The sequence below is a fragment of the Bradyrhizobium sp. USDA 4454 genome (assembly GCF_054822705.1).
Map to the genome: position 1 here is coordinate 2,848,908 of NZ_JBTRCN010000001.1, position 11,981 is coordinate 2,860,888.

The 11,981-nt window shown below is 60.5% G+C and carries 12 protein-coding genes; 5 read left to right on the plus strand and 7 right to left on the minus strand.

Going from position 1 to position 11,981, the window contains the following annotated elements; all coding sequences use genetic code 11:
* Positions 1-28: 28 nt before the first annotated feature.
* A complete protein-coding gene (locus ACVIW0_RS13015) occupies positions 29-754 on the plus strand; it encodes a TetR/AcrR family transcriptional regulator (protein ID WP_461352698.1) in 726 nt (241 codons plus the stop codon).
* Between the two features lie 95 nt (positions 755-849).
* Here ACVIW0_RS13015 and ACVIW0_RS13020 read toward each other — a convergent pair whose 3' ends face one another.
* Positions 850-1,452, minus strand: a complete 603-nt coding sequence (locus ACVIW0_RS13020) for a hypothetical protein (RefSeq protein WP_461352699.1) — start codon at positions 1,450-1,452, stop codon at positions 850-852.
* A gap of 165 nt (positions 1,453-1,617) precedes the next feature.
* Between ACVIW0_RS13020 and ACVIW0_RS13025 the strand changes: the two genes are divergently transcribed.
* A complete protein-coding gene (locus ACVIW0_RS13025; RefSeq protein WP_461352700.1) occupies positions 1,618-2,310 on the plus strand; it encodes an SET domain-containing protein in 693 nt (230 codons plus the stop codon).
* 283 nt (positions 2,311-2,593) lie between these two features.
* On the opposite strand, the gene ACVIW0_RS13030 is transcribed toward ACVIW0_RS13025, so the two are convergent.
* Entirely contained in the window at positions 2,594-2,992 is a 399-nt protein-coding gene (locus ACVIW0_RS13030) for a hypothetical protein (protein WP_461352701.1), read from the minus strand.
* A 30-nt stretch (positions 2,993-3,022) separates the two neighbouring features.
* Positions 3,023-3,247 (minus strand): hypothetical protein, encoded by a 225-nt coding sequence (locus ACVIW0_RS13035; RefSeq protein ID WP_461352702.1) that lies wholly within the window; start codon positions 3,245-3,247, stop codon positions 3,023-3,025.
* Between the two features lie 266 nt (positions 3,248-3,513).
* Between ACVIW0_RS13035 and ACVIW0_RS13040 the strand changes: the two genes are divergently transcribed.
* Entirely contained in the window at positions 3,514-4,887 is a 1,374-nt protein-coding gene (locus ACVIW0_RS13040; protein WP_461352703.1) for a tyrosine-type recombinase/integrase, read from the plus strand.
* A gap of 15 nt (positions 4,888-4,902) precedes the next feature.
* On the opposite strand, the gene ACVIW0_RS13045 is transcribed toward ACVIW0_RS13040, so the two are convergent.
* From ACVIW0_RS13045 to tcuC, 4 genes are all read right to left on the minus strand, one after another.
* The gene (locus ACVIW0_RS13045) at positions 4,903-5,103 is read right to left on the minus strand and encodes a hypothetical protein (RefSeq protein ID WP_461352704.1); all 201 of its coding nucleotides are present in this window, start codon (positions 5,101-5,103) and stop codon (positions 4,903-4,905) included.
* A gap of 987 nt (positions 5,104-6,090) precedes the next feature.
* Complete coding sequence (locus tag ACVIW0_RS13050) at positions 6,091-7,179, minus strand: ABC transporter substrate-binding protein (protein ID WP_461352705.1); 1,089 nt, start codon at positions 7,177-7,179, stop codon at positions 6,091-6,093.
* Positions 7,180-7,319: 140 nt separating this feature from the next.
* Complete coding sequence (locus ACVIW0_RS13055) at positions 7,320-8,135, minus strand: substrate-binding domain-containing protein (protein ID WP_461352706.1); 816 nt, start codon at positions 8,133-8,135, stop codon at positions 7,320-7,322.
* A gap of 14 nt (positions 8,136-8,149) precedes the next feature.
* On the minus strand, positions 8,150-9,454 hold the full coding sequence (tcuC, locus tag ACVIW0_RS13060) for a tricarballylate/proton symporter TcuC (protein ID WP_461352707.1): 1,305 nt from the start codon (positions 9,452-9,454) through the stop codon (positions 8,150-8,152).
* 352 nt (positions 9,455-9,806) lie between these two features.
* Between tcuC and ACVIW0_RS13065 the strand changes: the two genes are divergently transcribed.
* Complete coding sequence (locus tag ACVIW0_RS13065) at positions 9,807-10,472, plus strand: response regulator (RefSeq protein WP_461352708.1); 666 nt, start codon at positions 9,807-9,809, stop codon at positions 10,470-10,472.
* Complete coding sequence (locus ACVIW0_RS13070) at positions 10,472-11,866, plus strand: sensor histidine kinase (RefSeq protein ID WP_461352709.1); 1,395 nt, start codon at positions 10,472-10,474, stop codon at positions 11,864-11,866. Before ACVIW0_RS13065 ends, ACVIW0_RS13070 begins: the two co-directional genes overlap by 1 nt.
* Positions 11,867-11,981: the final 115 nt, after the last annotated feature.

Genomic DNA, 11,981 nt, shown 5'->3' on the forward strand with positions numbered 1-11,981 from the left:
TGTAAAAATTGCGACCTATAAGTGCCGCATGGCAAGATTATCCAAGGAAAACAAGGCAACTCGCCCGGCGCGGGCTCCGGCGCGCCGGGTTGGGCGTGTGGCCACCAACCGTCCGGCGCCACGGCGCCGCGCCACTGACACGCCGTATCATCATGGCGACTTGCACGAGGCGCTATTGAAAGCCGCCGAGCGCGTGCTCGAGCGTGACGGACTGGCGGGGCTGACATTGCGCGCGGTGGCGCGCGAGGCCGGCGTGTCGCACGCGGCACCCACGCATCATTTCGGCGATCTTACCGGCTTGCTCAGCGAACTCGCGGCGATCGGTTTCCGGCAATTCGGCCAGGCGATGGCGGCGGCCGACGCTTCGGCGGCGACACCGCCCGAAAAGGGCGTGGCGAGCGCCAAGGCGTATGTCGCCTATGCGCAGGCACATCCCGGCATGTATGGGCTGATGTTCCGCAGCGAGCGGCTCGATCATTCGCGGCCGTCGCTGCACGAGGCATCGGAGGCGTCATTCGCAGGACTGACCCGCGGCGTCGGCGCCAGCCGCCATGAGCAGATTTCCAAGGAACAGCTTACGCTGGACCAGGCGGCCGCGATCGCGTCGGCCTGGTCGCTGGTGCATGGCTTCACCATGCTGCTGCTCGATGGGCGCCTCAAGACGATTCTGAATCGGGCGCCCGAAGGCACATCCGTGGAAGCGCTGTTGACCGCGATGCTGCGATTGTCCGCGGGCCGCTCGGCGCGGCACTAGCATGATCCGGAAAAGTGCGAAGCGTTTTTCCGAAAAGATCATGCTCAAACAAAGAGCTAAGGCGCGATGACGATTCAGCGTAATCTCATCGCGCTTTAGCGTTTCGTCAGCGACGTGGTGCGGCCGCCCTGGCCGATCGTCTTGACCTGATCCGTGCCGCATTTGAAATCGCGGGCGAAATCGTCGGCGGCCTGCCGCGCCAGCTCGTTGGCGTTGAGGTTGGCCGCGACATCGACATAGGCGACGTGACAGACATCGCCCGGTGGCAGCCGCGTCACCGCGAGCATCGCCCGCGACACCGGGCCGCCGCGCTTGTCCTGCTCGCTGTTGTCGGCGATCTGCCAGCGCTGGATGATCGCAAACGGCTTGCGGCCGGCGGCACGCCATTCGACGGTATCGCCGGTCGAGCTGAACGGGCCGAACCAGGCCTGCGCCGCCGGTTCCCTGGCTGCCGCCTCGCGGTTTCGGCCGACCGACACCACTTCGCGCAGATCACCCTCGCTGATCAGCACCACAAGACCGGATTTTCCCGGGCAGACCCGCGTGGTGCTGCCGTCCTCTTGATTGGGCTTGCCGATCATGCGGCAGGCCCTCGGCGCGGTCGAGGTGTAGCTGCTGCTGATCGTCTCGGCGCCAGCCTGACCAGGATTTGTGCTGGTCGCCGCCATAGCGACTGTTGCAAAAGCAAGGTATTTCATTGGGAAAACCTGCGATCCGGACGTTACTTTGTGTCTGACATATGCAATCTGGGGAAGGTTCAATAGACACGCGGGAAACACCTGACAGGCGCGCGGAATCGTCCTAGAAGGGCGGCTTCGCAACTTCTGTCGCGTGCACTCCAGCGTGCCGTAGCCTCGATCGTCATGCCCGCATCATTATCGCACAAGCCCTATCGCGTCGGCCGTTCCCGTACCGGCCTCGGCCTTTTCGCCACCAAGCCGATCAAGAAAGGCACCAAAATCATCCGCTATTTCGGGCCGTTGCTCGACTCGAAGAAGAAGGATGAGGACGCGATCGAGAACAAATATCTGTTCGAGCTCACCAACCGCTGGACCATCGACGGCTCGATCCGCGAGAACATCGCCCGCTACATCAATCATGCCTGCAGGCCGAACGCGGAATCGGACGTTCGCCCGCGCAAGCGCAAGGTGTTCATCCGCGCCATCAAGGACATCGAGCCGGGCGACGAGATCAACTACGATTACGGAACCGACTATTTCAAAGCCTATCTGAAGCCGATCGGCTGCAAGTGCGACGCCTGCGAGAAGAAGCGCAAGAAGAAGCGCGCGGAGGCGAGGGCGGAGCGCGCGCGGCTGAAGGAGAAGGCCGAGCGGAAGGCCAGGCGCGAGGCCGAAAAGCTCGCGGAGAAGCGCGCCAAGCAGCGGAAGGCCAAGGCGACGAAGGCTGCCAAAGCCAATGGCAAGGGCGGCAACGGCAAGACGCTGAATGGCAAGGCCCTGAACGGCAAGCACCTCAACGGCCATAGCCTGACGGCCACGACCGGCAAGCGGGTGGCGCCGTCAAAGCGCGCTACCGCGCGCGTGCTGCAGGCCTGAGTCACGACCGATCCTGTTCGACGACGGTCATGACACGCGCGCCGGATGGCGCGCGGGAGGCGCAACCTCCTCTCGTCATTCCGGGGCTCGCGAACGGGTCCGCGCAAAGCGCGGCCCGTTGACAGGCTCAGCGAGAGCCCGGAATCCATCGGGCCACAATCTCTGTAGCACAATGGATTCCGGGTTCGCGCCAAGGGCGCGCCCCGGAATGACAGTGTTAGGCAATCCATCCCTCCGCTTGTGGAGACATGGATTACTTCGCTCGCAATGACGGTCGCCGCCGTTATACCGTCACCACACCCTCGCTCCTCCGCAACCCGACATATTGCAGCTCGGCGAACACGCCGGTGGCGATCGCCTGGGCGAGGATCACGATCGTCCCCAGCAGGTTCGGCGACACCGCGCCCGAGAGCAGCAGTGCGATGCTGGCCAGCGTCCAGGCCGCATTGCCGGCGACCACGAGGATCACGGGTCCCTTCGGCAGCGAGGTTCGCGATCCGAGCCAGCCGACCAGCGCGGTGTAGGCGATCAGGAACAGCCCGGTCTCGCGCAGCAGCGCCTCCGGCAGGCCGAGCAGCGATGCCAGCGCGGCGGCATCCAGCACCATCGCGATGGCGGATACGCCGCTGAACACGGCATCGGCGAGCAAAGCGCGGCGCAGCAATTGGGACGAATGGATCATGGCAGGGTCTCCTCTGGTTGGGGTGGGTTTTCAGCGGAACAAGGCCTGCAGCTGACGCCACAGGCGGAGCGGACACAGCGCCTTGCCGACCCTCATCTCGACCGCATAGACCTGCGCGAACACGAACACGCCGGTATCGTGCACAATCGGCTGCGGCATGTTGAGCGAGCGCGCGAGGAGCCATGTGGCCAGATGGACCAGCCAAGGGATTAGGACGGCGAAGGCGCGGACAAGGGACAGCATCAGCATGGTCATCTCCTGTGCCGTGGAAGATGAGCCGGCCTGCGCGCGAATTCGATTACCTCAGGCGTAAAAAATTGACCTGTTCGAAGGTGTTCGATGTCGTTCGTGCGGCGAGTAAAACCCCTTGAAAAACAGGTGCTTCTGCGTACATCGGTGTCCGTCACTGTTTGTTCTCATCCGCCTCCAGCCGCCCGATTTGTTGGTATTTTTGTTGGTATCGGGAGAACAAACGTTCTCGGTAAAATTTCGATATTCCGAACGAAAGGAACCCGGAGGAGATGGCACGCGACAAAGGTGAGGACGCCAATCCCAGGCAGATCAGAACTGACGTCGACTGTCGCGCGGCGAAGCCGAAGTTTGAGAACGGGGCGTGGCGAGCGACCAAGATTTCTGACGCAACCGGCGGCGGGCTCTATCTCTTGATCACGCCGGATCCGAACGGAACGGGCAGAGCGGGTTCCAAGCTTTGGCGAATGGCCTATCGTTTTCACGGCAGGCAAAAGACCTACTCCATCGGGCCTTACGGCAACGGCAACGACGGCACCGTCTCGCTCGCCGCGGCGCGCCAGAAACGTGACGCTGCAAAGGCTCTGCTAACCGAGGACAGGCCAGTTGATCCCTCAATCGAGAAGCAATTCGAGCGGCATCGCCAGGCGGCTGAACGTCCTTTCGGCGTGTGGATCGATGAATGGCTTGCGGAGAAGAAAACCGAGAAGATCAAGCGGGGCAGGCTTGTCACAGTGCGCAGTGCGCAAACCGTCGCGCTGCTTGAAAGATGGTCTGGCTACCTCAAGGATCGTTTCGGCAACTTCTACCGGCCGGACATCAAACGCCCCGACGTGCTTGCGTTCTTTCGGACGATGCAGGCCGATGGGAGGTTGGAGACCCGTGACCGGGTTCACAGTATCGGCGAGCAAGTCTGCGATTATGCGGACCTCGAAGGCGACGGCTACAATCCGTTCCGAGCCTGCAAGAAGCAGCTCAGCGTGAACGTCTCGACGCCGCGCCCGGGCGTCACTGAGCCGAAGGATGTCGTTCGCCTGTTTAGCCTGATCATGCCGCCATGGGAGAAGGCCAGATTTGGCGATGTGGTCGGTGACGCCCTCCGGATCGACGCACTGACGGTCCCCCGTCCCGGCATGATCAACGCCATGGAATGGGCCGAAGTCGACTGGGATGCCAAACGCTGGACCATCCCCGCGGCGAAGATGAAAACCGGATGGGACCACGTCGTGCCGCTGTCGCGGCAGACGCTCGCGATCCTGCGACGCGTGCAACAGATCACAGGCAATCGGCGCTACGTGTTCGCTTGCGCCGAAGACGCGCCGTTGTCGAGCAGAACACTATGTCAGCGACTGCGCGCCCTCGGCATTGATACCAAGGCCGAGCATTGCGCACATGGTTTCCGCACGACTTTCTCGACCCTTTGCCACCATGAGGAGATCGAGGAAACCAAGGTATGGGACGGCGACACCATCGAGTTGCAATTGGCACACCTCGACAGCAATTCAGTTAAGGCGACCTATAAACGCCACGGGCCGTTGGCGCTGATCGGTTCACGCACCAAGCTGATGCAGCATTGGGCCGATCGCATCGATAGCTTTGCTGATCCAAGAAAGTCCGCGCCCGCTGAAGGGTTCGTGAACCGCTAACTAGAAGGTCTTTCGCTAGGGCCTCGGCTCGATGCGAGGCAGTGTCATATGATAGTCATCGATGGAATCGGCATCGACCATGGTCTGGCCCTCCATTTTGTAGGCTATGATTTTCCCCTTCTTGATTAGTTCGTAGGCCTTGGTTCGGCCGAAACCGCCGCGCTCTAAGGCCTTCTTCAGCGGAATCAGATTTCGTTTGCGCCGGGGCTCGTCCATTGTCGCCGTCGATCGCGCCTGCGCGCTTGTCCTGCCAAAGGCTTTACGCCAACGCAATCAATCATGTCTTCCGCACGACGGTCGAGGGAAAGCAAGGATGGCTTCGAGTATTGTGGGACTGCCGAGAGAGCAGAAAGCTTTCGTGAGCCAGTGAGATCGGAGAAGAACCTAGAGATCAATTTCCAGTGTCTGGCCTCCACAACATCCTTTGTCATGATCCGTTTGTTTAGGACGCATCAGACCGCTAGTTGGCGTTGATTACTCGAGCTTGTCCGGTGATGGATTGGACCGAGAGCTTAGGTTGTTCAGATCGTTAGAAGGCGACGTGTGCACGACGTGTGCACCGGAAGGTCAAGAAAAATCTCGTCACAGCCAACGTGAGCAGGCTTATGGCACATGAGAAGGAACAGCATCTTCGAGGGTAGGAGGCCGGCGAGTGCTAATGGAGCGCGCAAATCGGACATCTGTGCGATCAGGGTGGTTGCCATCTGAAGCGTATCGACAGAACTCAAACCGGCAAGGCCACGCCACCAACGGCCGCGGTTATTTGTTCTTCGAACATCGAGCACCGGCTGCATCGTCAACGGTGCGAAACGCATCAACCGCCCCGTCTACGAGGTAATAAGTAAACCGCCTGTGCGCGATTGAGTGGGAGTAGCGCAGCCGGCCGGCATCGCGCAGTTTAGAGTAGTTTAGTCGACCTGTTCTCGCTTGCTTCGCATTGGGAATTCTGACCGACGTAGTGACGTTGGCTTATCTCAGCAGAGGTCCGAGATCCATTGCGTATTCACTGATGAAGTATCGTAGCGCGCTCGATCGTACAGAAGGGCAGGCGCTTTAGGTAAGCTAAGCTGCTCTCAGCCTTCGTGTTCGGTTACTGGCAAATTCTAAGTTTGCGGAAGCGAACGGGAGACTGAGCGGGGTCGGCACGCTCCGCGCTCGTGGTGCAGCGGAAGGAATCATCAGCGGGCTCTGGCACGAGCGACGTCATCTACCATCCAGCGCACGGCGCCATTCGCGGAAAAAGGCCTTCCGCTTGGATTGATCAAGGTTCGCTAGGAGATCTGGTCCGACGCGGATGGGGCGGAGCGTGTCAACGTTTACGGTTGCGCGCAGGCCGGTTGGGAGATCGGTGCGTACGGTCCCGAACGAGCGCGCTGCCAGTTGCTCCTGGCCGTTCCGGGAAAGCAGGAAGTCCATGAAGAGTGCGGCCTCTGCCGGATGCGGCGCGGTTTTTGTGATAATCGCGATCCGCGTAATTAACGCGGTATAATCGGTGAACAGAGTCACACCGATCGATGGGTCCTCCTTCGCGCGTTCAAGCGCGTATGACGCGATCAGGTTGTACGCCAGCAGATGTTCTCCGCTCGCGACGCGATCGAGGATCGTATGGCTGAAGGTGTAGAGCCGAACGCCGGCCTGTCCGAGGCCGCGGATCAGGCTCCATGTGTTCGGCGTGATCTGAACGTCGTTACTGAAGAAGAGAAATCCCGTGCCGCTCAGCTCGGCATCGTATGATGCGACTTTGCCCTGATAGATGTTGCGCTTCGCGGTCAACAGCTTCAACAGATCGGCTCGTGTGCGCGGAACATCCTCTGGTGGGACCAGCCGCTTGTTGTAGACGAGAGAGATCGGCTCGGCGGTGATCCCGAAGGCCTGCTTCCTCCAGATCGCCCAATCGGGGATCCGATCGGAGTCCGTCGGCGTGAATGGTTGCGCATAGCCGTCGTTCACGAGCTTGACCTGCAAGTCCATGGCCGAGCTCCACGCGATGTCGGCGCATTGACCTTGCTCCCGGCATTTGACGACGTCTTCGTAAATATCGAGGGAGCTCTGATGGATGTAATCGACGCGGATATCCGGGTGCAGGCGATGCCACTCACCGAGCAGACCCTTCACCTCGACGGTATCCGATGTCGAGATGATGCGCACCCCGCCCTTCGAGCCGGAGCCGACCCATAGCCGGTCCCGGTCGAGCGGGTCGGATCGGACCTGATTCTCCTGGCTGCTCGCCGATATCGTGGCGAGGGCGCACAGCACGGTTACAGCTACGAAATGGAACCCACTCCTCAGCATCCGACCGGCCTCGATCCGCCGGACGTCGACCGGACGGGGCGTTCATCGAACAAGTCCGCCAGCCGACCTCCAAAGCAGATAGTATAGATGCGGCCGCGGTCCGAAGAAAAGGCCGGGCTCTTGCGGTAGCCCCGACATTGTTATCGGGTAGCTGCGATTGGCTCCATGCCGGATTTCACGAGTAAAGGGGCGGCTGCCGGCGAAGCAAGGAAGTTGATGAGCGCCTCGCCCTGCTCGCGCGCCTTGCCGTCTTTGGTGAGGGCAGCCGAGAAGATTGTGATCTTCTGGAGCTCCGGCGGCAGTGGTCCGACGAGCTCGGCGCCGGGGATTGGCAGCAACTCGCTGATTTGCTGAAAGCCGAGTTCGGCTTCACCGTGTGCGACGACGCCGGCGACAGGATCTGCCGGGATCATTCTGGCCTTGCCTTCCATCTCCGAGGCGATGCCGAGCTTTTTGAAGAGTTCTTTCCCGACATAGACACCGCTCGCACTGTCGGAATATGCAACTGACTTCGCAGCAAGGAGAGCTGCCTTGAGGGCCTCCGGGGTAGAGATATCGGGCTTCGCAGCGCCCGCGCGAACGACCATGCCAATCGGGGAGCGCACCAGGTCCACCCGGCTGCCAGCATCGGCAAATCCCTTGGAGATCATAACACCGAGCGCATCACCCACCATGATCAGCACGTCGGCAGGTTCGCCGCGGGCCAGGCGGATGGGGATTGCATTCTCGGTAGTTCCCATCGAAGGCCCGTACGCTGTGACGACTGTGTTGCCGGTCGTCTTTTCGAATTGCGGTATGAGCTCCTTGTAGGCAGCGCTGAGGCCGCCTGAAATCATAACCCGGATTTCCGCCGCTTCAGCCTTTGGTATGCAGAGTACCGCAATTAGGACTGCTACCGCAAAAAGCCAAGTCCGACGAATTGGACGCGTCGGGCCAAGCTTGGGTTGTCCATTCATTGCCGGTCTCCTCGTCAGGTCCCGACAGTGTTCAAGCTGGCGGACACTTCGGATGCCGTCGCAACCGCCTGCGTTCGATATACCAATAGAGTCCCGACGAGACCACATACCGCCGCGGCGCTCATCCACCAGCCGGGGGCGGCGTTGTCACCGGTGGCCGCAATCAGCCAGGTACAGATGGCGGCCGTAAAGCCCCCAAACGTCGTGGCCAAACTGTACGCAAGCGAGAAGCCTGATGTACGCACGCCGACAGGCATGACCTCCGTGAGTGCGACGATCATCGCGCCGTTGTAGCTCGCATAGATGAAGGACAACCAAAGCAAGACCAGAAGCATCTTGCCGAATGTTGGCTCCGCTGCCAGCCACGAAAGAGCAGGGTAAGCTGTCACGAGACCCAGCAACGAGAAGGCAACAAGAATAGGCCGCCGGCCGATTCTGTCCGACCATGCTCCCATGATCGGCAACCAGAAGAAGTTCGAAACGCCGACGCAGGCTGTGACCAACAGACTGTCGGTCGCGGAGAGTTTCAAGACGGACTTTCCGAACGTGGGCGTATAGACGGTGATGAGGTAGAAAGAGACCGTCGTCATTATGACCATCATCATGCCGCACAGGACGATAGCCCAATTGGCAAGAATCGAGCGGTAAATCTGACCTACGGTCGGATGATGCTTGCGTGCGAGAAACTCGTCCGTCTCCTGGAGGGAACGGCGAATAAAAAATACGAACGGCACGATCATGCAGCCAACGAAGAACGGAATTCGCCATCCCCAGTCGTCGACCTGCTGCGGAGAAAGCCAGGCGTTGAGCGCGAAGCCAAATGCGGCGGACACAATGATCGCGACCTGCTGGCTTGCTGATTGCCAACTGGCATAGAACCCTTTGTGGCCCGGGGTCGCCATTTCGGAGAGATAGACGGAAACACCGCCCAGCTCGACTCCCGCCGAGAAACCTTGCAACAGCCTTCCGATCAGCACGAGAAGGGGAGCCGCGATGCCGATGGTCGCGTAGCTTGGGACGAATGCGATCAGCACGGTTCCGCAAGCCATGATCGAGAGCGTCACGATCAAGCCCTTGCGACGGCCGATCCGGTCGACGTAGGCCCCTAGGAATATGGCCCCCAGCGGACGCATCAAGAAGCCGGCTCCGAAAGCGACAAACGTCAAGAGCAGGGATGCGTACTGGCTTTCGAGCGGAAAGAATGCCTTGGCGATGTAGGAGGCGAATACCCCGGAAAGAAAGAAGTCGAACATCTCCAGGAAGTTGCCGCTGGTGACGCGCAGCACCATTCCGATCTTCGATTGCTCGGATGTCGTCATGTTATCCTCCCGTGGTTCGCGTTGTTTGACCCGATTCAGGGTTCTTGTGTTTGCGACATCGATCGCGCTTGGTCGGGACCGTCTGACCGGCCCAGTCAAAGGGCGCAATTGTCCAGAGCTGCGGCGAAAGCAATGGAGACATCGTAGACAGCTGAGCTGTCGTCAACCTGTCACGGGCAGGCGTCGTGGCGCGTCAGGAATGCGCAGGGCATGGCTCATACGGATTTACCGAATAATCGCATGTGTCCGCAAAGATGCAGATGCCATCGCGACTTCTCTGTGGTAGAGGTCCGGTAAGGTGCAAATCAAACAACAAGCGCCGGAGCCGAGAATTCAATGGCGGGGAGGCGCCGTGAGAATCCTGATCGTTGAAGACGATATGGCACTTGTCCGAGGTCTTTCGGCCTCGCTCAAGTCAATGGGCTTTGCGGTCGATCACGAACCGGACGGCGCGGGGGCGGCTTCAATCGCCATCTCCGAACCTTACAGTCTTGTGGTCCTCGATCTCGGCTTGCCCAATAGCTCGGGTTTTGAGGTTCTGCGTCAGGTCCGCGCCAGCGGCTCGAAGGTGCCGGTCATGATCTTGACGGCACGCGATGCCACCGCAGACAAGGTAAAGGGACTGGATCTCGGAGCGGACGATTACGTTCGCAAGCCGTTCGATCTGTCAGAACTCGAAGCGCGCGTTCGAGCGCTGGTCAGACGCGGTCAAGGTCGCACCGATCCGCTTTTGAAGTGCGGATCCCTCGTGATCGACCCAGCGATGGGGCGTGCGACCCTCGGTGACAAGCCGCTCGACTTGCGCCGCCGGGAGATGGCGGTTCTGAAGATATTGATACTTCACCACGGCAAGCTGGTACCGAAAGATCGCCTCATCGCGGAGGTGTTTGGCTTTGACGAACCGGTTGGCCCGAATGTGCTGGAACTTTATATCGCCCGTCTTCGCCAGAAGCTCGGACCTGATGGACCTGCAATCCGCACGATGCGAGGGCTCGGATATCTCCTGGAAGGGCACTGATGGCGAGTCGTCAACCGTCGCTCAAAACCCGGTTTCTTCTCGGCCTTCTGGTTCCTGTTTCATGCCTTGCAATTGCTGTGGCGGTAGGCGGCAGCCTCGTCATCTCCCATGTGGTGGAAGTCACGCATGACCGGTTGCTGAAAGGCTCGCTGCTGGCGATCGCCGAGCGTCTGGCCGTCGAGGACGGCGAGGTTACTGTCGATCTGCCGCGAGTGGCACTGGGTATGCTCGAGACGCAGTCTGACGATAGTATTTTTTACAAGGTGAGCGTGGATGGCGAGACGGTCACCGGATACGACGACCTGCCTACGCCCAAGCGCGCCGCACTTGAGCCGGAACAGCCGATGTTCTGGGATGATGGCTATCACGGCAATGCCGTCCGAATAGCTGCCGTATCACGACATGTCTATGGGATCGCTAAACCTGTCTCGGTTGCTGTGGCAGAGACTAAACACGCACGAGACCAGCTCTGGCGCGAAATGATCCGCGAGCTTGCCGTGGCCGAGACAGTGCTCCTCGCGGTCATCGCTTTGCTCACATGGATCGCAGTCGAACGCGGGCTCGGGCCGCTTGCCCAATTGAAGCGGCAGATCGATCGCCGCGGAATGAGCGGCTCAAAAGACTTCGAGCCGCTCGATCTGCACACGGTGCCGAAGGAGGCGCTTGCGCCCGCGCAGGCGATCAACGAATTGCTCGACCGCGTCAATTTCGCGACCCAGATCTTACGCCAGTTTACCGCCGATGCGTCGCACCAGATGCGAACGCCCCTCGCGGCGCTGAGAACGCATCTGGATCTCCTCAAGCGCCGCCTGGCCGGCTCGAGCGAAATGACCGAGATGGTCATGGAGGTGGACGCCCAGGTCGTCCGTCTGGATCGGATGATTTCGCAATTGCTGACGCTTGCCCGAGCCGACGAGGACGCATTGGTCAGATCTCCAGCGGAGAGGATTTCGCTCGTAGCGAAGGCGACGCACGTCCTCGCTCTGCGGGCGCAAGCTGCAGCAGCCCGCAACATCGAGCTGCAGCTCGAGGTAGAGCCGGAAGAGATGTCCGTCGAAGCCAACGAGCTTCTGGTCGATGAAATCTTGGCCAATGTGATCGACAACGCGATCCGGTATGGGCCAGCCGGCGGGATGGTGATCGCGAGACTGTCCAAGAACGGCGACACCGGCGTGGTGGACATCGAAGACGACGGCCCCGGAATCCCACCGGCGGAGCGGCAGAAGGTGTTCGAGCGATTCTACCGGATCGCCCGTCAGGATGCGCCGGACGGAAGCGGTCTGGGACTTTCGATCGTGCGCGTGTTGCTCGACCGGATGGGCGGCTCGATCGAACTCGGCCAGGGTAAACGCCTTCGTGGCCTTCGGGTCACGATGAGATTCCGCCTCGCATGACATTGCGAGAGCAACGCCAAATCTCGTTGCCTTGGCGGCCGCGACAGGTTGTTGACAGGTAACCGCCTCTATCCTGCTCCCAACAGCGCTGAGTTGATGCTGTCCCCAAGCGGGC